Source organism: Flagellimonas hadalis, assembly GCF_007785775.2.
In the GTDB taxonomy this organism is placed as follows: Bacteria; Bacteroidota; Bacteroidia; order Flavobacteriales; family Flavobacteriaceae; genus Flagellimonas; species Flagellimonas hadalis.
The window spans coordinates 490587-516008 of the sequence record NZ_VNIK02000001.1; the positions used below are offsets into that span (position 1 = coordinate 490587).

Here is a 25422-nt window from a genome sequence, read left to right on the forward strand (position 1 = left end):
GCCGCCCATTATAGTTGGATGGACGGCATAATCATATGGGCAGAATTTGAAAATTCTTTTATAAATCTACTATTATTGATTCAAAAGAAAGGGAGAATAATCACCCCCCAGTTTTTTAAGCATACTGCTTTGAATGGAAATAATCTTGTTATTTTCCTGAATAATGGGCAAAATTATTTTTCCGTCACAGACTACAAAATAAACATGGTCAAATTTCGAATAATTTTTTTCATATTGGCCAATAGTGTTAATGTTGGATTTTCTAGCCTCATCAAAGGTGAACAATTCATATTCCAAGCTACATCCTTCTTCCATTGTATCCTTTATCGATGCAAAGTTTTCCTTGAAAAAGGCCAAATACTCCGGATTTGATTTGATGTCTTCACCCAAATCGAGGAACTCTTCTATTTTGTCAATTTTTCCCGAGATAACTATTTCATCAACAAAATTTTCAATCAGAGTACTCGATTGGTGATTCGCACATGCACCAATCAGTACATTGGAAATAAAAGTTAAAAAAATCATGATTGTTTTCATATTAACATTATTTATCACCGAAAGATCAACCCATTCCCAAAATGCTGTTCTTCAATGGGCCGGGACAGATCCAATAAGGACCCATTGATGACGGCATGGGTCAGCTTGCCATCCTTTTCCAAAAAGAAGGTGGGGTTTGCCCCGGGCCACAGTCCAAAGGGTCGCAGTTCAAAATCCTGGTCCACCAAAAATAAAGGAGCCTCCGTAAAAGCCTTTTTTTCGGGCAAGGCAGTTTTGACATAGGCCACTCCCTCCTTTAACAATACCAATGGCTTGGCGATGTTGCTCGTTGTGGCCATTTTCGGGGGCACAATTTTATACCCTGTGGCATCAAAGGTCTCGTAGCCATAAAAAGTGGAAAGATCACCTTGGTCACCCACGGAACCCCTATAATAAAAATCGTCATGCCCGTTCAGGTCCACCTCGTTCCTGAAAATCCCGAGGTCGATGATGTAGTCCTTCCCCAAAAGTTCGTAAGTGGCATTCTCGATCTTTAGGTCGAACAATTGACGGTCGTTATGGGGTATTTTTTCATAATCTTCTACTGGAATGTCCTTATAGTTGCCTTTTGCAATGGTATATAACGCTGACAAGATGGACACATAGTTCAGTTTACGGATTTCCTGCTTCTCGGGATCATTGGTGTAGCCCCCGGATTCAATCAGGATGAGGCTGGTACCCCACTTGGCAATGTTGTCCCCAAAGGCCCGTGGTTCAAAATCGTCGCTGTACCTTCCCACCTGCCCTGGCGCATAATTTTGGATGATCTTGTTCATATACACGATTACTTTCATCGCATTGGCCCGCACCTCGTTGATGTCCTTTTCATAGTTATAGGCCGTTGCCAAATAAGAAATGGTGGCCGGTTTTTCGGTGAGTTCCGCGTTATAATATTTGCTCTGGTCGTGCAGGTTGAACCCAAAGCTGGCATCCAGACTGTCCCGGATACGTTTGAGGACCTGCCCCTCGGGCGATTGTAGCCGCAGTGCGTCCCTGTTGATATCGATGCCCAAGGCATTTCTGCGTTGGAAGGTCTCCGCTCCATCTGGATTTACCATAGGTAAAAAATGAAGCTTCAATCGGGAAAGGATCACCTCTTTTTCTTCCTTGAAATCTGGTGCATCCAAAAAATGGAGGATGTCAAAAATCGCCTGTGTCGCCGTGGGCTCGTCCCCGTGCATTTGCGACCATAGGAAAATATTCTCACTGCCCGTTCCCACGCTGATCAAGTGCAGGTCGCGTCCCTGTATGGACTCCCCCACTTTCTGCACTTCAAACTTGGGATTGGCCTTGATCTTTTGGATCAGGGGCTGGATATCACTGTGCTTGATACGTCTATCATTGAGTGAAGGTTCCTTGAACTGCCCATAGGTTTCATATAGTTTGGAGGTGAGTGCATCTTGCGCGCTGACCGATAACGAAAAGAGCGTAATTGCCAGTGATACTATGTTTCTGATCATAATTTATTTGGAGTTGTGTTAGATGATTTTTGAAATCCCATTGGTTATTGGGTTACTGAGATATTGATCTGTTGCATATGGCCAAATAACCTAATAACCAGTATACTTAGATTTTGGGAACAGGTTTAAAGTTATATTTTTTCGTGGCTTTTCGCACTTTCTCCATAAAATCCATTCCGGGGTCGGTCTTGGTCGTGCGGTAACCATCGTCCACTTCCAGCCAGAGCGGGTGTCCTTCAAACTGGGTATATTCCTGATGTCCGATGACATATTCGATATCGTATTTGGAAGCCAGGTATTCCACAAGGAAAATATTGGCCTTTAGCTGCTTTTTGGTCAATGGAAGCTTTTCGCCGCCGCCTACATTCTCGATGCCAATGGCACAGTGGTTCAGGCCGATGGTGTGTCGGGCCATAGTGGTTTCCGGCATCAATCGGTAAATGGTCCCGTCCCGGTCCACCAAAAAATGGGAAGAGACATTGAGACCACTCACATTTTCCAGATCGGGCCGCCAATTGGGCAATGTGGTCCTGTTGAACGCCTGAAAGGATTTTTCCAAGGTAGGAATGGACGTCCAGTGCAACACGACCATTTTGGGAACTATCTGGGTGGAATCATTTTCCAGTCCATAGCGTTGGGCCATATATTCTTCAGTGAGTTCAATGCGTTGGTCATCAAAAATGATAGGGATGTCCACGATGTATTTTTGGGTGCCGCAGGCCCCGAATAGCAATGTTGAAAATGCAATCAGTCCAGTTTTTTTCATTCAAAAGTGTTTAAAGTAATAGTGGTTGAATCCATGGGAACGGCATAGCAGATCATCAGTTTTTTTCGGCCCCATTCCCTGGCTTTTTGTATATCCTTTCCCATATAAATATCTATACGGTTCCGCCATCGCCAATGCATTTTGTCCTTGACATAGAACGTATCCGGAAAAGTATCGATTTTCACCATGGTGTTGTGCGTCAACCCCAGTTTGATGAGGTCCCTTGACACGGCAATACTCTTCATCCCTGGTTTTAGGGTATCGCCCCAAGCGGCCACGGAAGGATTGATGCTGTCCGTTTGCCAAAACACGGAGTTGTATGCCGAAGCCGTGACTTGGTGCCCATACCATTGGTGAGTGGCCGGCTGCGGGGTTTCCAGCTCTTTGGCGCAGGAAACGACAATCATACAACTGAGGAGTACTTTTTTCAATAGGTTCGGTGTTGTACCTAAAGGTACATATTATTGTGGTTTAGGACGGAAGCGGCACATAGGTATCGTCATTTTCCATCATGGGGAACGTTTTGTCCGCCCATGCCTTTTTGGCCTGCTCAATCTTCTCTTGGTTGGATGACACAAAATTCCAATAAATGAACCGCTCTTCCGGGAAGGCCTCTCCACCAAACAGCAACAAATGGGTATTTGGTTCCATGATGATATTGCAGGTATCCTCTACTTTGGAGACCAAGATGTTCCCTTTTTCCACTGTTTCACCACAGGCCTTGATGCTTCCCTCCACGATGCAGATGCCTATTTCCCCTTTCAGGTTGCCGTTGACGTTCAAGGTGTATTCGGCGGTATTTTTTATCTCGACCATAAAAAGATCAGAATGCACGGGAACGGGGGATTTTTTTCCATATCCATCCCCGGCGATCAAGGTGAATGTTGCACTGGCATCGGTCCATTTTGGAAGGTCTTTCCCCTCAATATGGTGGAATTGCGGTTCCATATCCTCCAATTCCTTGGGCAGGGCCACCCAAATCTGGTAACCGTGTGCGGTAAAAGTGTTTCCATTTCTCAGGTCCGGAGGTGTACGCTCGGTATGGGTCACCCCTTTTCCGGCTGTCATCCAGTTTACGGACCCGGGACGTATGCGTTGATGGGTACCCAGACCATCCTCGTGCATGATCTCGCCCTCCAGCATAAAGGTAAGGGTGGAGAGCCCCATGTGCGGATGCTGGTCCACATCCATGTATTTTGAGGGACCCAGTTGTGTTGGACCCATATGATCTATAAAAATGAAGGGGCCAATCATCCGTTTTTTTCGGAACGGGATGAGACGCCCTACCAAAAAGTCACCGATATCCCTACTGCGTTCTTCGATGATCAACCCGATGTTGGACATATGTTTAATGTTTATATTTAGGAGCAGAAAGTTACAAATACATCCAAAACCATGAAACTACTGAAGCGTGTTTTACTGCTCCTTGTCCTGATCATAGGAGTTGTCGTTTATCTAAATTATCCCAAACTGAACATTATTTCCGGTTATGCGGCCAAAAATGTGGCTTCCGGGGTCTATGTGGCCCACCGTTCCGCGGCAAGCATGAACCAATTTGACAACAAGGCCCCTTTGATTGAGCTGGCGTCCACCGAACTGGACGAAAGCAAGCAAGCGGCCTCTTCCACCGTCTATGGGCTGATGAAACGCACTGCGGTGTACCGGGATGGCCTGGGAGCCGTGTTGGTGAATGACGATTATGACTCCACAAAACTCACCATTCGACCCAACCGAAGCAAAACCATGGACACTATCCCCTACCCCTACGGACAGGCAGACCCCTTGGACACCATTTTACCGGAAGTGGACATGGATTTCATCAACAAAGCGGTGGCCATGGCCTTTGCCAACCCGGAAACTCAGAAAACAAGAACCTTTCTTGTGTTGTACAAAGGCCATTTGATCGCGGAGCGTTATATCGATGGGTTTGACAAGGATACCCCTATTTTGGGTTGGTCCATGACCAAGAGTGTGTTGGCCACTTGTTTCGGGGTCTTGGAACACCAAGGCAAACTGGAGATGGATTGGCCGGCCCCCATTGCCGAATGGAAGGATGACGAACGCAAGAACATCACCTTGGACCACCTACTCCGCATGCAGAGCGGACTGGAGTGGGACGAGGACTACAGCTCCATTTCCGATGTGACCCGAATGCTGTTCCTGGACAGCGATATGACGAAGGCCCAAAAAGACAAAAAAGCCATAGCGGAACCTACGGAAATCTGGAACTACTCCTCGGGTACTTCCAACCTACTTTCGGGAATCCTTCGCCAACAGTTCAGGAGCCATCAGGAATATCTGGATTTTCCCTACGCTGCCCTCATCGATAAAATAGGGATGCAGTCCATGGTCCTGGAGGCCGACATCGCTGGGAATTATGTGGGCTCGTCCTACGCGTGGGCCAGTACGCGCGATTGGGCCCGTTTTGGACAATTGTACCTCAATAAGGGCCATTGGAACGGCGAACAGGTCTTTGCCCCGGAATGGGTGGACTACATCACTACGCCAACCATCCATTCAAATGGCACCTATGGGGCCCACTTTTGGTTGAACGCCGAAGGAAAATACCCCGATGTGCCCAAAGATCTCTTTAGTTGCAATGGCTATGAAGGGCAGCATGTGTTCATCATCCCTTCCAAGGATTTGGTGGTGGTGCGGACCGGATTGGCCGAAGAACCCTATTTTGATGTGAACGGCATACTGTCAAACATCGTGAAAGCCGTACCTTAAATCGAGCTGATGGTATAAAAATGGAGCCTAACCACAACAACGGGACAGTTCACAACAATAATTTCATTTGCGGGAACACTGGTGGTACATTTACCGTGTAATTAATTCCGAAAGTAATTTTTTCATTTTCATATAGTGTTCTCGTAAAAGAGTCTTGACCCAAGTGGCAAGGCTCTTTTTGGTTTTGCACATTCCTGATGGACACGAATTGCACGAATGACACGAATCCATTGTCAATTGTTCATTGTGTATTGAGTCCGTTTGTCATTCTGAGCAGAGCGAAGAATCTCTTCACTGTTTATTCAAAAACCAAGAAAAATAGGGATGGATTTCACAAAAATGCGGGATGACCACAATTCCGAGGAACTTCACAACAATAATTTCATTTGTGGGTATATCGGTGGTACATTTACCATGTAATTAATTCTGAAAGTAATTTTTTCATTTTCATATAGTGTTCTCGTAAAAGAGTCTTGACCCAAGTGGCAGGGCTCTTTTTGGTTTTGTACATTCCTGATGGACACGAATTGCACGAATGACACTAATGGCTCTTTTGATTCAGAAGAATGGTCTATTTTCTATCATCCAATCTCTATTGTCTCAGTTGACACGCCCACCTGCCGCGATCATTGAGCCGTCACCATGAGCGCAGTCGAAGGGCTGTCGAAATGCAGGCAGGAATTGTACAAATGTCACAAATCCCTACTCATCAGGAATTAATTGTCAATTGTTCATTATTTATTGAACACTGAATTACGGAATCCACTTATCCTTGCCGAAATCGGGTTTGCGCTTTTCCAAAAAGGCATTGCGACCTTCCTTGGCCTCGTCGGTCATGTAGGCCAAACGGGTCGCTTCCCCTGCAAAGACCTGTTGCCCCACCATACCATCGTCCGTGAGGTTCATGGCGAATTTCAGCATTTTGATGGACGTCGGCGACTTGGCCAAGATCTCCTGCGCCCATTGGTAGGCGGTGTCCTCCAGTTCGTCATGTGGGATCACGGCGTTCACCATGCCCATTTCATAGGCCTCCTGCGCGGAATAGTTTCGTCCCAAAAAGAAGATCTCACGGGCCTTTTTCTGTCCCACCATCTTGGCGAGATAGGCCGAACCGTATCCCCCATCAAAACTGGTGACATCGGCATCGGTCTGTTTAAAAATGGCGTGTTCCTTGCTGGCCAGGGTCATATCGCAGACCACGTGAAGGCTGTGCCCTCCCCCAACGGCCCAACCGGGCACCACGGCGATGACCACTTTGGGCATAAAACGGATGAGGCGCTGCACTTCCAGGATGTTCAGGCGGTGATAGCCATCCTCGCCCACATACCCCTGGTGTCCACGGGCTTTTTGGTCGCCCCCGCTACAGAAGGCCCATTTGCCGTCCTTGGACGAAGGTCCCTCGCCGGAAAGCAGCACCACGCCGATACTGGTGTCCTCCTGCGCATCGTAGAAGGCCTTGTAGAGTTCGCTGGTGGTCTTGGGCCGGAAGGCATTGCGTATATCGGGGCGGTTAAAGGCGATACGGGCCACGCCGTTGCATTTTTTATAGGTGATGTCCTCAAATTCCATGGCGGTCTGCCAGTTGGGTGATTCCATAGGTGTATGTTTTGTTGGATTACAAAATAACGGAAAATCTGTATTATGCGGGTTTTGAAGGGAGCAGCAACTGCAAACTCATCTGTACCAACAGGTTAGAGTTAACAAAAATGATTATGAACATGTTTAATTTAAAAGGATTTTTGAAGGAAATTTCAGCGAACTTCATTATCGGTCGATACAATTCGGTAAAACGAATCACTTATACGCGGCCGTTCTACCCCTGCTCTTTCATCAACACGCCGCCACTACTTTTTCGCTTGAAGTAACAAATTTGGATTTCATTAGTCTACAAGTGAAACGAATATCAATGAAATTAATCAAAATCCTAGTGCTTTTTGTGGCAATTATTGCAATAAGTAATTGTAAAAGTGCTCCCAACACCAACGAATCCTCAAACACTATCGTCACTTTTACCGAAGAGGGTAAAAGATTCACGCCACCCCAAAAAGAGTTGATCCATAAAATTGTATTGGAATCGGAAAATGAAATCCGGGATCTCTTGCCCACCCTGCCCGATAGCATCAACGTTTCCTTGGAAATTGTGGATTGGGATCTTGATGTGGTCGGGGGAGTTACCGGACGCACGGAAACCAATTCCCCACCCTTAGTGCTAATTCAAATCTCTGATAATTATCCAGGGGGTATAACCAAAGCCGTGCAAACGGTACTTAAGCTTACGATTTACCACGAATTCCATCATTTGTACCGAGGTTGGGCCATTCAGGATAATAAATTTGCCCCAGGAATTGATATTGCCGCGATAAACGAAGGCCTGGCCGTTGTTTTTTCCGAAGAGTACACAGGTAAAGCGATGGATGCGGTCAGTCCGCCAGAAGACCATATTGCGGAACAATGGGTTAAGGAAATAAGGGAATTGCCCAAAAACGCCAACTATCAGCATTGGATGTTCCAACACCCTGATGGCAGACAGTCCATTGGTTACCAAACCGGAAACTATCTAGTTAGAAAAGCAATGACCCGTTCCGGCAAAGATGTGCTAGAACTTGGTGAACTTTCCCCAAACGAAATTTATCAATTAGCGGGGTATTAAGCCTACTAACCTAGGCCCCATCTTCAAGCTAGGCTTTAACTGTAAAGCTGCGTATCTTTGGAGTAAAGAAATTGGATTCCCGCTTTTCTGCCCGTCCCTGCCTTGCAGGCAGGCGGCAGGCGGGCGTGGGAATGACAGCACTATGGAAAAGAAAAAAATAATTTTGTTCGATGGAGTCTGCAACCTCTGCAACAACAGTGTACTGTTTGTGATCAAACGGGATAAAAAGGACCTGTTCCGCTACGCCTCGCTTCAAAGTGAGGTTGGGCTGCAACTCGTCCGTGAACGTGGCATCGACACCGGCCAAGTGGATTCCATCATCCTGATTGAGCCCGGGGTGGCCTATTTTACCAAATCCGATGCGGCCTTGGAAATCGCCCAAGAACTTGGTGGCCTGTGGAAGCTGTCCGCAGTCTTTACATGGATTCCAAAATCCATCCGGGATGTGGTGTACGACTTTGTGGCACGTAACCGCTACAAATGGTTCGGCAAAAAGGATGCCTGCATGGTCCCCACCCCTGAGTTGAGGGCCAAGTTTTTAGGGTGATGCTTCAATTACTTCTCGATACGATTTTCTTCGAAAATCACTCGAAGTGACAAACTCCCCTTGAACATATTTCAGTTCGAGTGTTTTCCCGAAACGAAGTGGAGGGAAAATGTATCGAGAGCCCTATTATTTCAAGTTGTTCAAGATAAAATCCAAGGTCTTGTTGGTGTTCAATTTCTGGTCGAACGAATAACTTTTATGGGTTATGGGGTGCGCCAATCCCAACCCTTTCAGGTAGTTGATGGTTTCCTCGTACTCCAGGGCCACTTTGCCCGTCAGCAAAGTATCCATGGATTCCTCCCTTAGATAACGCTTGTAGATCTTTCGCAGTCCGCTCAGGTACAGACGGTCTTTTGTGAAACCTCCACCCCTGTGCACACGTAGCGTGATGGTAAAAGCGTCGTCCCGGTTCAGTTTGTACTGCCCGTGGATCAGGTCGAACGTATCGGCAAAAGAGTAACCTTTGATCAAGCTGTCGGCGGCCAACACCCGATAAGCAATCTCCTTAAGGCGTTTCAAGGTCAGTGCACCACCCATATACTCGCTAAAAACCGCCAATCCTTCCTGGGTCTCCACATTTTTGGGCAAGCCGTTGGAGAAAATCTTCAGGGGCTGTTGCAGGCCATTATAAGTGGTCACCAAATGCACGCCGATCTCGTGGTTGGCAAGGGTAAGCAGTTGGTTCTTGCTGAACTTGGTGTTCTTTTTGATCAATAGCGATTGGGTACTGTTGCTCACCATGGCCTCTGCGGCGATACTGGTGGAATATTTGATGTTCAGCGGGAAATTGTACTGCTGCACAAAATCCTCAAAATAGCTACGGGCCTCTTCGGCCGAGAATACCTTCTCCATGTCGGGAACCACTGGCTCATCGGCAAAATGGAGGATGAAACGGGCATTCTGTACATCCTTTTCGGTAGGGGTACCATAGACCCGAAGCGAATTGTAATAGAAATTCCGACTCTTCCCTATGGTCTCAATGCACTGCACCATGTTGGAATAGTAGTAAATGACATCTTGGTACAATTTGCGGAGATGTTCGTTCCGTATCCGTTCCAGGCGTTGGGAAAAGAACAGGCGGTGCAGTTTATAGGGATCAAACTTTAGTTTTGGGTATTTGAACTCTGGCTCCACGGAATATTTTGAAGCAAAGAACCGCTGCTTTTCCTTCTCAATGTTCTGTGGGTTGATGTAGCTCAGCAACTCTATCTTCCGCACCAATCGGTCCAGATTGGCATCTATTTGGAAGACATAGGGATATTGTTGGAGCAGTTGTTCTGCTTGTTTTTCACCGATCATACCTTTTCTTTTTCAAATGCACATAGCCCTTTGGGAACAAAACTTTTGATTGTTCCTTCGTCAAGCATAGCTTACCAAGGTTTTTGCTACTTTTTCAGGTTATCGTCCCAGTTCTTCACCTTCGGCTCCCCAAGCTTACCCACGGATTTGGCCACCATCATGGAAACTGTGGCATCACCCGTAACGTTCACAATGGTCCGGCACATGTCCAAAGGTCGGTCCACCGCAAAGATCAATGCCAGACCAATGGCGAGTTTGTCCGAAGGAAAACCAATGGATTCCAAAACTATGACCAACATCACCATGCCTGCACCGGGTACTGCCGCCGATCCAATGGACGCCAACAGTGCGGTAAGCACAATGGTCAATTGACCAGTGAACGTAAGGTCAAAGCCCAATGCCTGTGAAATGAAGACCGCGGCCACACCTTGATAAAGACTGGTACCGTCCATGTTGATGGTCGCCCCGACGGGCAACACAAAACTGGACACTTCCTTGTCCACACCAATGTGTTCTTCCACCCTTTCCATGGTCACGGGCAGCGTTGCCGCACTGGAACTGGTGGAAAAGGCCAACAATTGGGCCGGACTCATTTCCTTCAAGAACCACAATGGATTTTTCTTGGTGAAAACGGACACCATGATGCAGTAAAAAACAATCATCAAGGCCAAACCAAGCAATACCACGAGGGCATACTTCAACAGGGCCAACAATAGATCGGGGTCGCTGGAAGAGACCACAACGCCGGCCAAAAGGGCAAAAACGGCGTATGGCGCGGTGAGCATGATAAGATCCACCATTTTGAGCACCACTTCGTTCATGGAATCAAAGAAATCCTTTAGCGGTTTTGCCTTTTCCTCTCCGATCAACAACATGGAAATGCCCAAAAAGATGGTGAAAAAGATGACCTGGAGCATCAAACCGTTGTCGCTCATGGCAGCAAAGGCATTATCGGGCACCATGTCCTCCAAAAACTGTAAAGGGCCACTGTTCTGCTGTCGCGATGCCTCTTCGATCTTTGAAGTAACACCGGCATCGCCAGCGTAGGTATCCGTCAGTTTTTGTACGGTTTCCTGCGAGATTCCCTTGCCCGGCTGCATCAAATTGACCAGTACAAGTCCAATGGAAATGGCAAAAACCGTGGTGATGATATAGATGCCGATGGTACGCAGCCCTATATTCCTGAATTTTGAAATGTCCTTGAGGTCGGAAATGCCTTTTACAAGGGATGCCACGATAAGGGGAATGGCGATCAGTTTGAGCAATTTCACGAAGATCGTGCCCAGTGGTTGGATCCAATCGGAAACAAAATCCTTGCCCCAATCCACGTAGGTCATTGCAAAACCGAAGAGAATACCCAAAAGCATCCCGATAAGGATTTGCCAGTGTAATTCTAATTTACGCATAAGTGATTTTTAGGAGAGGAAGATACTATTTTGATCGGAAACTCCCTAAAATGCCCTCAGATTTTGTTGGCGCGCGCCAAAAGGGCGTAATCGGCAAGGAGCAGTGCGGCCATGGCTTCCACAATGGGCACTGCCCTTGGCACCACACAGGGATCGTGCCTGCCCTTGCCTTGGGCCGTTACCCTCTCCCCTTCCTTGTTGATGGTCTCGTAGGATTGGAGTACGGTCGCCACAGGCTTGAAGGCCACGTTGAAATAGATGTCCATTCCATTGCTGATGCCCCCTTGGATTCCCCCACTCCGGTTGGTTTGGGTGGTCCCATCCGTGTTGTAGGCATCGTTGTGCTGGCTGCCCTTCATTTTCACGCCTTCGAACCCACTACCATACTCAAACCCCTTCACGGCGTTGATGGACAGCATGGCCTCTCCCAAACGGGCATGGAGCTTATCAAAAACCGGCTCTCCAAGACCGACCGGTACATTTTGAATCACACAAGTGATGACCCCACCAATGGTATCCCCTTCTTTTTTTATGGCCTTGATATATTCTTCCATTTGTTGGGCCATTTCAGGGTCGGGACAACGGACAGGATTGGACTCGATCAGTGAAAAATCCAGTTCTTGGTAAGGTTTGTCCAATTTCATTTCCCCAACTTGGCTGACAAAGGCATTTATTTGGATCTGGTTCAAAAATTGCTTTGCAATAGCTCCTGCCACTACCCTGCTCGCCGTTTCCCTGGCAGAACTCCTGCCTCCTCCGCGGTAATCGCGGAAACCATATTTTTGGTCGTACACATAATCGGCATGTGATGGACGGTAAGAGTCCTTGATATGCGAATAATCCTGGGATTTTTGATTGGTATTGTGGATGGCAAAACCGATGGGGGTTCCTGTCGTCTTTCCTTCAAAGATACCGGAATAGATTTCCACGGTATCTGGTTCCTTGCGTTGGGTGACAATGGCAGATTGTCCGGGCTTTCTTCTATCCAGTTCTGCTTGGATTTGATCTATATCCAACGGTATCCCGGCGGGACAACCATCGATTACGCCCCCAAGTGCCTTTCCGTGCGATTCACCAAAGGTGGTGAGCCTAAAGAGTTGTCCAAAAGAATTTCCTGCCATTCGGTATAAAATTGTACGAACTCCAAAGGTAGATTTTATCGCTGGAATTCAAAAACAACGGGGACACTTAATGTTAGTGTAACATTTTGTCATGGCGATTGATGATTTTTTAACAATAATGTCATGTATTGATGATTTGGATTTGATTTTAAGTTTATACCTACTGTTTTAATTTGCAGTCAAACCTTATTCAATTGAAAAAAAGGAAGATAGAATTGGCCGTGATTTCCGATGTCCACCTAGGGACCTACGGTTGTCACGCCGACGAACTCATTGCTTATCTGAACAGTATCCAGCCCAAAAAACTCATCTTGAACGGGGACATCATTGACATTTGGCAGTTCAGCAAACGGTATTTCCCCCCTTCCCACCTCAAAGTGCTCCGAAAGATCATCGGGATGGCTTCAAGGGGCACGGAAGTGTACTACATCACTGGAAATCATGATGAAATGCTCCGTAAGTTCAGTGATACTTCAATGGGGAATTTTAAGATTTCCAACAAGTTGGTCCTCAATCTGGACGGTAAAAAAGCATGGATATTCCACGGAGACGTGTTCGATGTGTCCATCCAAAATGCCAAATGGCTCGCCAAACTGGGCGGGTATGGCTACGATCTGCTCATTGTGATCAACAGCTTCGTGAACTGGTGGTTGGTGAAAATGGGGAGGGAGAAATATTCCCTGTCCAAACGCATCAAGAACAGTGTGAAAAGCGCCGTGAAATACATCAACAATTTTGAAAGGACCGCTGCGGACCTGGCCATCGAAAATGGATATGACTATGTCATCTGTGGCCACATCCATCAACCCAAAAAAGAAATCTACGAGAATAAAAATGGGAGCTGTACCTATCTGAACTCCGGGGATTGGGTAGAAAACCTGACCGCATTGGAGTATTCGTTCAAACGTTGGAAAATTTACCACTACAACCACGATAGGCTCTCCCCTTTCTTTGTGGACGAAGACCTCAAGGAAATGGACATGAACGAACTCATCGCCTCCATAACCGACAAGGAAGTGGATGTGGAAGATCTGACCGAAGACTACCTCGACGATGCGGAGGAAACCCCGAACACGAAGACCTTAGACAACCAAGGCTTCTCTCAGGATTGAGACCGGGTGCTGCGCCTCCCGTTTGGTGCCGTCCTTAATCTGGTGCCTACAACTGGTGCCGTTGGCCGCAATGATGGTATCCTCAGTGCTTTTGACCACCGCGGGGAACAATTTCAGGTTGCCCACTTGCATACTGGTCTCGTAATGTTCCTTTTCATACCCGAACGACCCCGCCATGCCGCAACAACCTGATGCAATGATGGATACCTTGTAGTTTTTGGGCAAATTCAATACATCAAAGGTCACTTTTTGGTTGCTCAATGCCTTCTGATGGCAATGGTTATGGATCTTGACCGTACGGGCTTCTTCAGTGAAACTATCCGCCGTGATATGCCCTCCTGCAATTTCCAAAGCCAGAAACTCTTCGATCAATAGTGAGTTGACGGCCAATTTTTTCAACAGTTCCTTATCGTCGTGCAAACGCTGGTACTCGTCCCTAAAAGAAAGAATAGCGGAAGGTTCGAGTCCCACTAGGACAACATTAGCATCCAGAAGTGGTTTCAACTTTCCCATGTTCTTGTCCACCAATCTTTTCGCCTCTTTCAAAAATCCTTTGGAGAGATAGGTCCTACCACTTTCGGCATGGAACAATTCCACATCATAGCCCAATTTACAGAGCAGTTCTATGGCATCCCTGCCCACTTCCACATCCAAATATTTTACAAACTCGTCCACATAGAGCACCACTTTCTTTTTGGTTGGTCGTCCCTTGAACTTGTTCAAATGGTTTTCAAAATTGAACCGGTGCACTTTGGGCAGGCTTCTTTCCGGGGCTACACCAGCAACTTTCTTCACCAATCCACCCAAAATACCTGAATCATAAACAGAATTGGTCAACCACGAAACTTTGCTTCCCATGGCATTCAAACGGGTATTGTGCGCAAACAATTTGCTCCGTAGCGGGTATCCGTTCGTCTCTTGGTATTGGTAGAGGAATTCCGCCTTCAGTGCCGCAATGTCCACATTGCTGGGGCATTCACTGGCACAGGCCTTACAGCTCAGACACAAATCAAAGACCTTTTTAAGTTCCTGATGGTCAAACTGATTGGGTTTTTCAGAATGGGTCAAAAACTCCCGTAGCGCATTGGCCCGGCCCCTTGTCGTATCCTTTTCATTTTTGGTGGCCTGATAACTGGGACACATGGCCCCGCTCATGTGGTGGCTCTTTCTACAGTCCCCACTTCCGTTGCATTTTTCGGCCGCTTTCAGGATTCCCTCACTATCCGAAAAATCCATCAAGGTCTTGATCTCGGGCTCTTTTCGGTCCACCACGTAGCGCAAGGATTCGTCCATGGGGAAGGCGTCCACTATTTTTCCGGGGTTGAAGATGTTATTGGGGTCAAAAAGGGCTTTTACCCTTTTCAACAATGCATAATTCTCCTCCCCTATCATCAACGGGATAAACTCGGCCCGGACAATACCATCCCCGTGTTCGCCACTGAAACTTCCATTGTACTTTTTAGTGAGTTTGGCCACATCGGTCGTGATGGAACGGAACAGGACCACATCTTCCGCCTTTTTGAGGTTGAGGATGGGACGCAGATGCAGCTCCCCTGCCCCGGCATGGGCATAGTACACCGCATCTTGATGGTATCCCTTCATGATCTGGGAAAACTCCCCGATAAAATCCTTCAGGTCTTCCAAGGCCACCGCAGTGTCCTCGATACAGGCCACGGCCTTTCGGTCCCCGACCATATTGCCTAAAAGTCCAAGTCCTGCTTTGCGCAGCTCTATGGCCTTATGGATATCATCTCCGTAAAGCACAGGGCTGGCATAGCTCAGGCCCGACTTTTCTATGGTCACCAACAGTTCTTCCAGCTGTTTTTGCAGGTCTTCATCGGAATTTGACCGCACCTCTAACATCAAAATGGCTGCCGGATCGCCATCCACAAAAAAACGGTTGGCCAACTGGGCCCTATTGTTCTTGGTGCAGTCCAGGATCACCTTGTCCATCATCTCACAGGTATGAAGATTGTGCTGCATCACAGGTGCCACATCACTGAGGCAATCCTCCAAGGTTTTGTAATGTGTGGCCACCATGGCAGAGAAACGCGGTGGAAGGTCATCCAGTTGCAAGGTCACCTCCGTGGTGAAGGCCAAAGTGCCCTCACTTCCGGACAACAGCTTGCACAGGTTGAAATCTTCCTGGCCATTTCCGAATATATCGTTCTTCAGAAGTTCGTCCACGGCATATCCTGTATTTCTTCGGTGTATGCTGGGCTTGGGAAACTCCGTTTCAATGTTCTTTTGGGTCGCCTCATTGGAAAGTTCCTCGAACAAGGTGGCGTAGATTTTCCCTTCCAAAGTGGGTTCCGATCTCTTTTTTTCAAATTCCACCTTTGAAACAGCTCCAAAGAAAGCTTCGCTCCCATCGGAAAGAACACATCGCATGGCCACCACTTTGTCCCGGGTCACCCCATATTGGATGGATGTGGTGCCCGAGGAATTGTTGCCCACCATACCCCCGATCATACATCGATTGGATGTTGAGGTGTTGGGTCCAAAAAACAACCCGAAGGGTTTTAGGTATTGGTTCAGTTCGTCCCGGACAACCCCAGGCTGAACGGTCACTTGTTTCTTTTCCTTGTCCAGTGCAATGATCTTGGTGAACTCACGGCTGACATCCACCACAATGCCATCTCCCACACATTGTCCTGCCAAAGAGGTCCCGGCCGTCCTTGGGATCAGCCCCAACTTGTTTCTATTGGCAAAAGTGATCAACAGCTTGATGTCCGCTAAATTTTTAGGATAGGCCACCGCAATGGGCAATTTGCGATAAACAGAGGCGTCGGTAGCGTACAAGGCCCTGCTCAGTTCGTCCGTCAATAGGTCACCTTCCAAGCTTTCGGCAAGGTCTTTGAGCTGATATTTATTCAATTTGAAATAATTTTGGGAAACTAAATCTGCTTTTCAAACGTAAATCTATTACAAAACTATCTCTAATTTTTAACTTAAAAGAGAAACACATGAAGATTACCACATTATTTGCAGCACTTTTTTTGTTTGTAACAGCATCCATGAATGCACAGGAAATTTCCAACCACGCCCTAGGACTTCGATTGGGTGACAGTGACGGCTTTGGCGCCGAAATTTCTTATCAAAAAGCTATAGGAAGCTCCAACCGTGCGGAATTTGACCTTGGCTGGCGAGATAGCCGCCATTTTGATGCGTTCAAACTGACTGGAGTGTACCAGTGGGTACGTCCATTGGACGGAGACTTTAACTGGTATTATGGCGTAGGTGGTGGATTGGGCAGTGTGGATTTTGACCATCCAGATCCTGATTTTGATGATGACAATGATGGTCTATTTGTATTTGCCGCCGGTAACATCGGTATTGAATACAATTTTGACATTCCCCTACTCTTATCGCTGGATTTCAGACCTGAACTGGGCCTAGTGGGCTACGATGGGTTCGACAATGATTTTGATTTTGACATTGCACTGGGTATAAGATACCAGTTCTAATACGTAAAATCCTATGATTATATGCCCTTGGCACTCCTTAGAAGTGCCAAGGGTTTTTTTATGACCTAAGGAATGAATACCTTAGCACCTTAAATAGCAACAAATGAAAAAAATATCAGCGATTGTCCTTGGAATACTGTTTTTGGCAGCTTGTAACTCAGACCCCAAAGGATACACCTTGAACGGCACAATCAATGGAGAACCTGAAAATGGCACCAAGGTATTTCTAAAAACCACGGACACCCTGAACCAATTGGTGGAAGTGGATACCGCAACCGTAGAAAACGGGAAGTTCATCTTTACAGGTAACCAAGTAGAGCCCAAATTGCACTACATCTTTATGGAATCCAATCGCGGCAACATTCCCGTGGTGTTGGAAAACGGCACCATCGAAATGGAATTTCAAAAAGATAGCTTGAACTATGCCAAATTGAAGGGGACCGAGCAGAACGAATTGTTCATGGAGTTTTTGGACGAATCGAGAAAATTGTCCGAAAGGGCCATTTCCATGCAGAACGACATGCGCGATGCCGCACAGAAAATGGATACGGCGACCGTTAGTTCCCTACGCGAAGAGTTTATGGAATTCCAGGAAGAGGCCAAGAACTTCAACGTGAATTATGCAAAGGAAAACCCAAACGCATTGATCTCTGTATTGATCATCGGCAACCTGATGGCGAGCAAGGCCCTGCCCTTGGATGAAGTGAAAGCCCTTTTTGAAGCACTTACTCCCGAAATGAAGGCCACAGAGCCCGGAAAAAAAATCAAAGAACAACTGGATACCATGAAATCCACCGAAATTGGTTCCACAGCTCCTGATTTTTCTGCACCGACACCTACTGGGGACCTATTGGCCTTGAGCCAAGTAACGGACAAATCCAAACTTACACTGGTTGATTTTTGGGCCGCTTGGTGCAGACCTTGTCGTGCCGAAAACCCAAACATTGTCTCCGTTTATGAAAAGTACAAGGACAAAGGGTTCAATATCATAGGGGTTTCCTTGGATACCCGTGCAGAAGATTGGACAGGAGCCATAGAGGCCGATGGGCTTGCTTGGAACCACATTTCCAACCTTCAGCGTTTTCAGGACCCCATTGCCAGATTGTACAACATCAACGCCATACCAGCCGCTTTTTTGTTGGATGAGAACGGGGTGATCGTGGCCAAGGACCTAAGGGGACCTGCCCTTGAACAAAAAGTGGCCGAACTGCTGAACTAGGTCTACTTATAAAATCATAAAAAAAGCCCGGCATTTCGTCCGGGCTTTTTTTATGATTCTATTTTTCTTTTTAAATCTTGCCCATTTTCTCCAACACAAAAAGTATGATGATGGGGATGGCCAACAGCACAACGATCAATGTGTCCGTAACGAACAGTTCCGGCTTGAACAACAAGGTAGTGGCATATCCACCAATGGCTCCGCCGAAATGCGCCGTGTGCCCAATGTTGCCCAACCTGCTCCGCATTCCATAAATGGAATACAATAAATAAGCAATGCCCAGCACATAGGCCGGCAATGGAATGGGGATGAACATAATGCCCAATTGCATATCCGGATTCAATAAAATGGCGGCATAGAGAATTCCTGTAACGGCCCCACTGGCACCTACTGCACTATAAAAAGGTTCATCCTTATGAAAAAACAGGGCCAAAAGGCTACCTCCGAGCAAACTGACAAAATAGATGATCAAAAATTTGCCCGGGCCAAACCAACTGATGACCACATTGGCAAAAAAATACAGGGTGAACATATTGAAGAAGAGATGGGAAATATCCACATGAAGGAACCCAGATGTGGCCATCCGTTCCCGCTGCCCTGCCTGTATGCCCCCGATGCTGAACTTATATCGATCAAAAAAAACGGTATCGTTGAACCCCCGAAGGGAAACCAGCACATTGGCAGCAATGATGGCAATGGTGGCAATATGTAAATTGTACATGCAATAAAAGTTTGGTTTCAAATATAGCTATATTTGCACAGAAGAATCGCTTATGCAGTTGGCCATATATATCCTCGTTTACCCATTGCTCTGGTTGGTCTCCAGGCTCCCTTTCCCCATTTTATATGCAATCTCCGATGGTGTCTACCTATTTCTCTACTATGTCATTGGATACCGCAAAAAAGTGGTGCGCAACAACTTGGCACTTGTTTTCCCTGAAAAATCAAAGGAGGAAAGGCTACAAATAGAGAAAAAATTCTATCGCCATATGTGCGATATCTTTTTGGAAATGATAAAGACTTTGGGCATCAGCACCGAAGAAATGCAAAGGCGCTTCAGCTACACAAATATTGAAGTGCTCCAAAACCTTGAAGCGGAGGGAAAGAACACTATGATCATGTTGCCACATTATGCCAGTTGGGAATGGGTATTGTCCCTCAACACCAGAATAACATCGAAGGGCTATGGCATCTACCAAAAAATCCAAAACAAATATTTTGACAGATTGGTCCGTGGCATCAGGAGCAAGTACGGCACAACATTGATCGCCACCAAGGAAAGCAAAAAATTGTTGAAAGCGGCAAAGGAAAGAAGGGAATTGATGATGGTGGGGATCATCAGCGACCAATCCCCCATGGTCCAACGTGCGCGCCACTGGACAAAATTTATGGGCATCACGGTTCCGGTGCATGTGGGAGGTGAGGAAATCTGCAAGGCCAATGATTTTGTCCCCGTATATCTCAAAGTGAGAAAAACGGGCCGGGGACTCTACAGCAGCACATTTATTGTCCTTGCTGAAAACCCTACAAAGGTGGAAGATTATAAGATCACCGAAATCTTTCTAAAGCATGTGGAGGAATCCATACGGGAGGCCCCGGAATATTATTTCTGGACCCACAAACGGTGGAAGCATCGGAACAAGGTCCCAAAGGCTTTTCAGAATCCATAAATTTCCTCAAAACATCTTTTTTGGAGGTATAGATAGCGCCTGGACTGCCATTGGTCGAAATTTTATTTAAATTTTTCCTTATTTTTCTATTTTCTGTACCAATTGAACAAACTCAAATGGAATTTTTACAGACACTTTTCAATGAGGTCATAGGTTTTTTGGGCATTTCGCAGGCCTTGGAAATCCTACGATCTGGCGACTACTCCTCTTTCACCACGTATGACGGTATCGTTTCCTTGATCTATCCCATCATTCCATTGCTCCTCCTCCTCGAACTCATTTTGGGATTGATCTACAAGAAAGCCCAGACAAAGGTCTATAAAGTGAATTTCTTGATCTATATCTTCAATCGGTTTGTAGGTCGTTTCATCGCCATTGCCATGGTTGCCCTATGCATTGGCCTGTTTCAGCAATACGCTCCGTTCCAGACCACCATGAAGTGGTATTGGATCGTTTACGGATATGTGGTCTGGGAGCTTGGGCATTTTGTCTATCATTACTTGGGGCACAAGGTGCGTCTGTTCTGGTGCCTGCACTCCACCCATCATGCCCCTGAGGACATGAACCTGTCCGTGACCCACGCCCATTTCTTTCTGGAAGCACCCTACGCCGATACCATCCGGACCACCATCTGCATTCTTTTGGGCGTACACCCGGAGCTGTTGTTTTTGATCATGTTCATTGATGGCACCTATGGTGCGTTCATCCATATTGGGGAAAATCTGTTGAAAAACGGTCGGTTGGGTTTTTTGAACAAGATCATCCTCACTCCTTCCCACCATCGGGTGCACCATGCCAAGAACCCACTCTACATGGACACCAATTTTTGCAATCTGCTGAACATTTGGGACCGGGTGTTCAAAACCTATCAGGAAGAACAACACGACATAAAGATTGAATACGGCATAACCCGGGAAATGAATTCGGGAAACTTCATGGATGTGTATTTTGGGGAAATAGCGGCCTTGGCCAAAGATGTGTGGAGGGCCCCAGGGCTAGCCAACAAGTTCCGCTACCTCGTAATGCCCCCCGGATGGAGCCACACCGGCGAACACAAGACCGCCAAAGTGACACGGAAAGCCTATCTGGAATCTTTGTGAGTTCGTTGCGTTTTAGTCGATTTGGTTTTACGGATATTTCATAACTTCAGCACACTTCAAAATCATCAGAAAATGAAACAGTCCATCCTAACAGCAGTTATATGTTGCCTTAGCTTGTTTTCCTTCGGACAGACTTCGGATGAAATTCGTGAAGAGATAGAAAAAGACGTATGGATTCCTTTCATGGAAGCCTATGACGAATCGGACCCGGAAAAATTGAAATCCATCCACACCAAGGACATCATTCGGGTGATCATGGAGCAAGGTGAAATCAAAACAGGTGAAAGCTATCTGGAAAATTTTGCGGATTTTGTGGCCACCAACCGTGTGGGCATCGCTTTTGCCATCCTTTCCACTTCGGTGGACCCAAATGGTGAACTGGCCTACCAAAATGGGTATTATCGTTTCAGCTCCAAAGGCGACACTGATGAAAACCTTGTGGTAAGGGGTTACAGCGAATTCAATGTGGGGCTGCGCAAAGAGAACGGTTCATGGAAAATTTGGTTGGACTCGGATAAACGCACTCCCATTTCCCATGAGGAATTCAATTCAAAGAAAATCGTTTATAAATTGATCGAGGACTAGCTCAATCCTGCTACCTCTTTTATTTCTCCAATGATTCGATCTGCCAAGGTATCCGCTTCTTTTTGCGATTTGGCCTCGGTATAGATTCGGATGATGGGTTCCGTGTTGGATTTGCGAAGATGCACCCAATTTTCAGGAAAATCGATTTTCACCCCGTCAATGGTGGAAACCTGCTCGTTCTTGTATTTGTCGTGCATGGCCTCAAGTAGGGCATCCACATCCAGTCCGGGAGTAAGTTCTATTTTCTTTTTGCCCATAAAATAGCTGGGGTAGCTCGCCCGAAGCTCTGCCACGGTTCCGCCCCTTTCGGCCATCAACATCAAGAACAAAGCCGTCCCGACCAAAGCATCACGCCCATAGTGGCTCTCAGGATAAATGATACCGCCATTGCCCTCGCCACCTATTATGGCATTGCTCGCCTTCATTTTGGCAACCACGTTCACTTCGCCCACAGCAGCAGCTTCGTAGGTTCCGCCATGCTTTTCGGTGATATCCCGAAGGGCACGTGAAGAGGACAGGTTGGACACCGTGTTGCCCTTGGTCTTGCCCAGCACGTAATCGGCACAGGCCACCAAGGTATATTCCTCACCGAACATTTCCCCATCATTGCTGATAAAGGCCAAGCGGTCCACATCCGGGTCCACTACAATGCCAAAATCGGCCTTTTCTTCCACTACTTTCTTGCAGATGTCCCCCAAATGTTCCTTCAAGGGTTCTGGATTGTGCGGAAAATGGCCCGTGGGATCACAGTAGAGCTTTACCACTTCCACCCCCAATTCCTGAAGTAATTTGGGAATGGCAATGCCCCCTGTGGAATTCACACCATCGACCACTACCTTGAACCCTTTGCCCCTGATCACATCGGCATCCACCAAGGGTAATTCCAAGACTTCATCAATATGGATATCGATATACGAATCATTTTTGGTGATTTCCCCCAAATCGTCCACTTGGGCAAATTCAAAATCCTCTTTTTCGGCAAGTTCCAAAATCTTGGCTCCTTGGGCCGCATCCAAAAACTCTCCTTTCTCGTTCAATAATTTAAGGGCATTCCATTGCTTGGGGTTGTGGCTGGCGGTCAGGATGATACCCCCATCAGCCTTTTCCATAGGAACGGCAATCTCCACGGTTGGTGTGGTGGACAATCCCAAGTCCACTACATCGATTCCCAATCCCACCAAGGTGGATACCACCAGACTTTGGATCATTTCGCCCGACAAACGGGCATCCCTACCTATGACAACGGTCAATTTCTCTTTCTTGGAATAGTCCTTCAACCAACTCCCATATGCTGCCGCAAACTTCACAGCGTCCAGTGGGGTCAGGTTATCGTTTGTTTTTCCGCCTATGGTTCCTCTAATTCCAGAAATCGATTTGATCAGTGTCATAATTGTTAAAAAAGTTTGTGCAAATATAACCCAGCATCCTCTATTCCATGTTTTGAATTTGTAAATTTCGACACAAAAGGATTTTGCCCCGATGAACTTCTTGGCACATATTTACCTTTCCTTTGATGATAAGGAAATCACTTTGGGCAATTTTTTTGCCGATCATATCCGTGGGAACCGCTACAAACACCTGCCCGAAAAAATCCAAAAAGGTATAATGCTGCATCGGGAAATTGACACTTTTACGGACGCCCATCCCATAGCAAGACAGAGCAGTAAAAGACTGCACAAAAATTTCAGCCATTACAGCCAGGTGATAGTAGACATCTTTTACGACCATTTCTTGGCCAAAAATTGGAGCGATTATTCAGAAACGCCCTTGGCGGAATATGTGGAGAACTTTTACGACCTATTGGAAGAAAACTACGAGTTGCTTCCTATGGCCACCAAACGGATGATGCCCTACATGATTGCGGACAACTGGTTGCTGAACTATGCAAATCTCACCGGAATAGACCGTGTTCTCAATGGCATGAACCGAAGGACAAAAAACAAATCCAGGATGAATTTTGCCATTTTGGACCTTGAGGAACACTACACGGATTTTGAAAACGAGTTCACCGCTTTTTTTGAAGAATTGATTACCTTTTCCCGTCAAAAATTCATTTCCCTATGCGAAGACTGATACTGCTTCTGCCCTTCATCCTTTTCATCAATTGCAAACAACAATCCGCAACTCCCACGGGACTTGTCACGGAAAAGGCCATGGTGGTCTCAGCCCGCGAGGAAGCATCCCAAATTGGGGTGGACATCATGAAAAAAGGGGGCAATGTCTTCGATGCCATGGTGGCCACAGAGCTGGCCTTGGCCGTTTCCTTCCCCTTTGCCGGAAATTTGGGCGGTGGGGGCTTTATGATCTACCGAAAGAGCAACGGCGAGGTAGGTGGCATCGATTATCGGGAGAAAGCGCCTATGGCGGCCCATAAGGACATGTACCTGGATTCGCTGGGCAACGTCATCCCCGATATGAGCACCACGGGCGGGACCGCTATTGGGGTGCCCGGCACGGTGGCCGGCGTCATGGAAGTACACAAAAAATTTGGTTCCCTGCCCCTATCCGAGATCATGAGACCCGTCATTGCCTTGGCCAAAAAAGGGGTTGTGGTCACCGAAATGCAGGCCAAACGATTGGAAGGCTATCGGGAAAGTTTCATCAAGGCGAACAGGGACAGTACCAAATTTGCAGGCCCTTTCAAGGCCGGGGACACCATTAAATATCCCGAATTGGCACAAACCTTGGAAATCATCATGGAAAAAGGAAAAGATGGATTCTACAAAGGTGAAGTGGCCCAAAAACTGGCCGCCTTTGTGCAGGAAAATGGCGGTTATATCACCGAGGAGGACCTTTCTCGGTATGAGGCCAAGTGGAGAGATCCCATCGAATTCGATTACAAGGAACTTCATGTGATTTCCATGAGTCCACCTAGTAGCGGCGGCGTCACCATCAACCAGATTTTCAAGATGATGGAACCTTACAAAGTGGCCAAGTTTGGACACAATTCCGCCAAGACCATCCAACTGTTCACCGAGGCGTCCCGTCGTGCCTATGCGGACCGGAATTACTTCTTGGGCGACCCCGACTTTGTCGATATTCCCTATGATGTACTTCTAGATGATGCCTATTTACAAGAGCGGATGGCCAATTTCTCTTTTGACAAAGCAACGTTGTCATCCGATGTGAGCCATGGTGAGGTGGAGATCATCGAGAGTGCCGAAACCACCCACTATTCCATCGTGGACAGCGAGGGCAACGCCATTTCTGCCACCACCACCTTGAACGGCGGCTATGGTTCCAAACTCTATTGTGCCGAACTGGGTTTCTTTTTGAACAATGAAATGGACGATTTCAGCGCCAAACCCGGTGTGCCCAATATGTTTGGGTTGGTCGGTGCCGAAGCGAACAGCATTGCCCCGGAAAAGCGGATGCTGAGCAGCATGACGCCTACCATTGTGGAAAAAGAAGGAAAACTGTACATGGTTGTGGGAACCCCGGGCGGCTCCACTATCATCACTGCGGTGGCCCAGACCATTTTGAACGTTTACGAATTCAACCTGAGCATGCAGGATGCGGTGAACGCCCCCCGTTTCCATCACCAATGGTTGCCCGATGCGGTCATTTTTGAGCCCGAAGGGTTTTCCGAGGAACTCATATCGGAGCTGAAATCCAAAGGATACATCATCAACGAGGAACGTACCCCCATCATTGGCAAAGTGGATGCCATCCGTGTGCTGCCCGATGGCAAACTGGAAGGTGGTGCAGACAAACGGGGCGACGATACCGCTGTTGGATTTTAAATTTTTCTGT

23 protein-coding genes are annotated in these 25422 nt (G+C 47.0%); 11 read left to right on the forward strand and 12 right to left on the reverse strand.

The window, feature by feature from the left end; translation table 11 throughout:
- Positions 1-72 precede the first annotated feature (72 nt).
- From FOT42_RS02130 to FOT42_RS02150, 5 genes are all read right to left on the reverse strand, one after another.
- A complete protein-coding gene (locus FOT42_RS02130; RefSeq protein WP_151888920.1) occupies positions 73-537 on the reverse strand; it encodes a hypothetical protein in 465 nt (154 codons plus the stop codon).
- A 14-nt stretch (positions 538-551) separates the two neighbouring features.
- Positions 552-1997, reverse strand: a complete 1446-nt coding sequence (locus FOT42_RS02135; RefSeq protein ID WP_151888921.1) for a M14 family zinc carboxypeptidase — start codon at positions 1995-1997, stop codon at positions 552-554.
- A gap of 106 nt (positions 1998-2103) precedes the next feature.
- Positions 2104-2763 (reverse strand): peptidoglycan recognition protein family protein, encoded by a 660-nt coding sequence (locus FOT42_RS02140; protein WP_151888922.1) that lies wholly within the window; start codon positions 2761-2763, stop codon positions 2104-2106.
- Complete coding sequence (locus FOT42_RS02145) at positions 2760-3194, reverse strand: 3D domain-containing protein (RefSeq protein WP_226789772.1); 435 nt, start codon at positions 3192-3194, stop codon at positions 2760-2762. Before FOT42_RS02145 ends, FOT42_RS02140 begins: the two co-directional genes overlap by 4 nt.
- A gap of 40 nt (positions 3195-3234) precedes the next feature.
- Positions 3235-4107, reverse strand: a complete 873-nt coding sequence (locus FOT42_RS02150; protein WP_151888923.1) for a pirin family protein — start codon at positions 4105-4107, stop codon at positions 3235-3237.
- 51 nt (positions 4108-4158) lie between these two features.
- On the opposite strand from FOT42_RS02150, the gene FOT42_RS02155 reads away from it, so the two are divergent.
- Complete coding sequence (locus FOT42_RS02155; RefSeq protein WP_151888924.1) at positions 4159-5493, forward strand: serine hydrolase domain-containing protein; 1335 nt, start codon at positions 4159-4161, stop codon at positions 5491-5493.
- A gap of 753 nt (positions 5494-6246) precedes the next feature.
- Here the strand turns inward: FOT42_RS02155 and FOT42_RS02160 are convergent.
- On the reverse strand, positions 6247-7089 hold the full coding sequence (locus FOT42_RS02160) for a 1,4-dihydroxy-2-naphthoyl-CoA synthase (RefSeq protein ID WP_119620429.1): 843 nt from the start codon (positions 7087-7089) through the stop codon (positions 6247-6249).
- Between the two features lie 310 nt (positions 7090-7399).
- On the opposite strand from FOT42_RS02160, the gene FOT42_RS02165 reads away from it, so the two are divergent.
- Both FOT42_RS02165 and FOT42_RS02170 read left to right on the forward strand, forming a co-directional pair.
- Positions 7400-8143: a DUF2268 domain-containing putative Zn-dependent protease gene (locus FOT42_RS02165; RefSeq protein WP_151888925.1), complete on the forward strand. Its 744-nt coding sequence runs from the start codon at positions 7400-7402 to the stop codon at positions 8141-8143.
- A 142-nt stretch (positions 8144-8285) separates the two neighbouring features.
- Complete coding sequence (locus FOT42_RS02170; RefSeq protein ID WP_151888926.1) at positions 8286-8690, forward strand: thiol-disulfide oxidoreductase DCC family protein; 405 nt, start codon at positions 8286-8288, stop codon at positions 8688-8690.
- A gap of 126 nt (positions 8691-8816) precedes the next feature.
- Here FOT42_RS02170 and FOT42_RS02175 read toward each other — a convergent pair whose 3' ends face one another.
- From FOT42_RS02175 to aroC, 3 genes are all read right to left on the reverse strand, one after another.
- Complete coding sequence (locus tag FOT42_RS02175; protein WP_151888927.1) at positions 8817-9989, reverse strand: flavohemoglobin expression-modulating QEGLA motif protein; 1173 nt, start codon at positions 9987-9989, stop codon at positions 8817-8819.
- A gap of 86 nt (positions 9990-10075) precedes the next feature.
- The gene (locus tag FOT42_RS02180) at positions 10076-11395 is read right to left on the reverse strand and encodes a dicarboxylate/amino acid:cation symporter (RefSeq protein WP_151888928.1); all 1320 of its coding nucleotides are present in this window, start codon (positions 11393-11395) and stop codon (positions 10076-10078) included.
- A gap of 56 nt (positions 11396-11451) precedes the next feature.
- Positions 11452-12516 (reverse strand): chorismate synthase, encoded by a 1065-nt coding sequence (gene aroC, locus FOT42_RS02185; RefSeq protein WP_151888929.1) that lies wholly within the window; start codon positions 12514-12516, stop codon positions 11452-11454.
- A gap of 194 nt (positions 12517-12710) precedes the next feature.
- Between aroC and FOT42_RS02190 the strand changes: the two genes are divergently transcribed.
- Positions 12711-13628, forward strand: a complete 918-nt coding sequence (locus FOT42_RS02190; RefSeq protein WP_151888930.1) for a UDP-2,3-diacylglucosamine diphosphatase — start codon at positions 12711-12713, stop codon at positions 13626-13628.
- Here the strand turns inward: FOT42_RS02190 and FOT42_RS02195 are convergent.
- Positions 13599-16505 (reverse strand): FAD-binding and (Fe-S)-binding domain-containing protein, encoded by a 2907-nt coding sequence (locus tag FOT42_RS02195; RefSeq protein ID WP_151888931.1) that lies wholly within the window; start codon positions 16503-16505, stop codon positions 13599-13601. The genes FOT42_RS02190 and FOT42_RS02195 overlap by 30 nt on opposite strands.
- A gap of 89 nt (positions 16506-16594) precedes the next feature.
- Here FOT42_RS02195 and FOT42_RS02200 point away from each other — a divergent pair, with 89 nt between their 5' ends.
- A complete protein-coding gene (locus tag FOT42_RS02200) occupies positions 16595-17095 on the forward strand; it encodes a hypothetical protein (protein WP_151888932.1) in 501 nt (166 codons plus the stop codon).
- A 103-nt stretch (positions 17096-17198) separates the two neighbouring features.
- Complete coding sequence (locus FOT42_RS02205; protein ID WP_151888933.1) at positions 17199-18314, forward strand: DUF4369 domain-containing protein; 1116 nt, start codon at positions 17199-17201, stop codon at positions 18312-18314.
- Positions 18315-18384: 70 nt separating this feature from the next.
- Here the strand turns inward: FOT42_RS02205 and FOT42_RS02210 are convergent, their stop codons facing one another.
- Complete coding sequence (locus FOT42_RS02210) at positions 18385-19035, reverse strand: rhomboid family intramembrane serine protease (RefSeq protein WP_151888934.1); 651 nt, start codon at positions 19033-19035, stop codon at positions 18385-18387.
- Between the two features lie 52 nt (positions 19036-19087).
- Between FOT42_RS02210 and FOT42_RS02215 the strand changes: the two genes are divergently transcribed.
- From FOT42_RS02215 to FOT42_RS02225, 3 genes are all read left to right on the forward strand, one after another.
- Positions 19088-19984, forward strand: a complete 897-nt coding sequence (locus tag FOT42_RS02215) for a lysophospholipid acyltransferase family protein (RefSeq protein ID WP_151888935.1) — start codon at positions 19088-19090, stop codon at positions 19982-19984.
- A gap of 116 nt (positions 19985-20100) precedes the next feature.
- The gene (locus tag FOT42_RS02220) at positions 20101-21084 is read left to right on the forward strand and encodes a sterol desaturase family protein (protein WP_151888936.1); all 984 of its coding nucleotides are present in this window, start codon (positions 20101-20103) and stop codon (positions 21082-21084) included.
- A gap of 72 nt (positions 21085-21156) precedes the next feature.
- Complete coding sequence (locus FOT42_RS02225; RefSeq protein ID WP_151888937.1) at positions 21157-21669, forward strand: YybH family protein; 513 nt, start codon at positions 21157-21159, stop codon at positions 21667-21669.
- Here the strand turns inward: FOT42_RS02225 and glmM are convergent.
- The gene (gene glmM, locus FOT42_RS02230; RefSeq protein ID WP_151888938.1) at positions 21666-23057 is read right to left on the reverse strand and encodes a phosphoglucosamine mutase; all 1392 of its coding nucleotides are present in this window, start codon (positions 23055-23057) and stop codon (positions 21666-21668) included. The genes FOT42_RS02225 and glmM overlap by 4 nt on opposite strands.
- A gap of 91 nt (positions 23058-23148) precedes the next feature.
- On the opposite strand from glmM, the gene FOT42_RS02235 reads away from it, so the two are divergent.
- The gene (locus FOT42_RS02235; RefSeq protein WP_151888939.1) at positions 23149-23742 is read left to right on the forward strand and encodes an acyl carrier protein phosphodiesterase; all 594 of its coding nucleotides are present in this window, start codon (positions 23149-23151) and stop codon (positions 23740-23742) included.
- Positions 23730-25412 (forward strand): gamma-glutamyltransferase, encoded by a 1683-nt coding sequence (ggt, locus tag FOT42_RS02240; protein WP_151888940.1) that lies wholly within the window; start codon positions 23730-23732, stop codon positions 25410-25412. Before FOT42_RS02235 ends, ggt begins: the two co-directional genes overlap by 13 nt.
- The last annotated feature ends 10 nt before the right edge of the window (positions 25413-25422 follow it).

Excerpts from the sequence above, each read along its gene's own strand:
- FOT42_RS02215 (WP_151888935.1), top strand. The coding sequence starts at position 19,088 with ATGCAGTTGGCCATATATATCCTCGTTTACCCATTGCTCTGGTTGGTC.
- FOT42_RS02220 (WP_151888936.1), top strand. The coding sequence starts at position 20,101 with ATGGAATTTTTACAGACACTTTTCAATGAGGTCATAGGTTTTTTGGGC.
- FOT42_RS02155 (WP_151888924.1), top strand. The coding sequence starts at position 4,159 with ATGAAACTACTGAAGCGTGTTTTACTGCTCCTTGTCCTGATCATAGGA.
- FOT42_RS02160 (WP_119620429.1), bottom strand. The coding sequence starts at position 7,089 with ATGGAATCACCCAACTGGCAGACCGCCATGGAATTTGAGGACATCACC.
- FOT42_RS02205 (WP_151888933.1), top strand. The coding sequence starts at position 17,199 with ATGAAAAAAATATCAGCGATTGTCCTTGGAATACTGTTTTTGGCAGCT.
- FOT42_RS02235 (WP_151888939.1), top strand. The coding sequence starts at position 23,149 with ATGAACTTCTTGGCACATATTTACCTTTCCTTTGATGATAAGGAAATC.
- aroC (WP_151888929.1), bottom strand. The coding sequence starts at position 12,516 with ATGGCAGGAAATTCTTTTGGACAACTCTTTAGGCTCACCACCTTTGGT.
- FOT42_RS02210 (WP_151888934.1), bottom strand. The coding sequence starts at position 19,035 with ATGTACAATTTACATATTGCCACCATTGCCATCATTGCTGCCAATGTG.
- FOT42_RS02170 (WP_151888926.1), top strand. The coding sequence starts at position 8,286 with ATGGAAAAGAAAAAAATAATTTTGTTCGATGGAGTCTGCAACCTCTGC.
- ggt (WP_151888940.1), top strand. The coding sequence starts at position 23,730 with ATGCGAAGACTGATACTGCTTCTGCCCTTCATCCTTTTCATCAATTGC.
- FOT42_RS02200 (WP_151888932.1), top strand. The coding sequence starts at position 16,595 with ATGAAGATTACCACATTATTTGCAGCACTTTTTTTGTTTGTAACAGCA.
- FOT42_RS02135 (WP_151888921.1), bottom strand. The coding sequence starts at position 1,997 with ATGATCAGAAACATAGTATCACTGGCAATTACGCTCTTTTCGTTATCG.
- FOT42_RS02180 (WP_151888928.1), bottom strand. The coding sequence starts at position 11,395 with ATGCGTAAATTAGAATTACACTGGCAAATCCTTATCGGGATGCTTTTG.
- FOT42_RS02175 (WP_151888927.1), bottom strand. The coding sequence starts at position 9,989 with ATGATCGGTGAAAAACAAGCAGAACAACTGCTCCAACAATATCCCTAT.
- FOT42_RS02150 (WP_151888923.1), bottom strand. The coding sequence starts at position 4,107 with ATGTCCAACATCGGGTTGATCATCGAAGAACGCAGTAGGGATATCGGT.
- FOT42_RS02140 (WP_151888922.1), bottom strand. The coding sequence starts at position 2,763 with ATGAAAAAAACTGGACTGATTGCATTTTCAACATTGCTATTCGGGGCC.
- glmM (WP_151888938.1), bottom strand. The coding sequence starts at position 23,057 with ATGACACTGATCAAATCGATTTCTGGAATTAGAGGAACCATAGGCGGA.
- FOT42_RS02130 (WP_151888920.1), bottom strand. The coding sequence starts at position 537 with ATGAAAACAATCATGATTTTTTTAACTTTTATTTCCAATGTACTGATT.
- FOT42_RS02225 (WP_151888937.1), top strand. The coding sequence starts at position 21,157 with ATGAAACAGTCCATCCTAACAGCAGTTATATGTTGCCTTAGCTTGTTT.
- FOT42_RS02165 (WP_151888925.1), top strand. The coding sequence starts at position 7,400 with ATGAAATTAATCAAAATCCTAGTGCTTTTTGTGGCAATTATTGCAATA.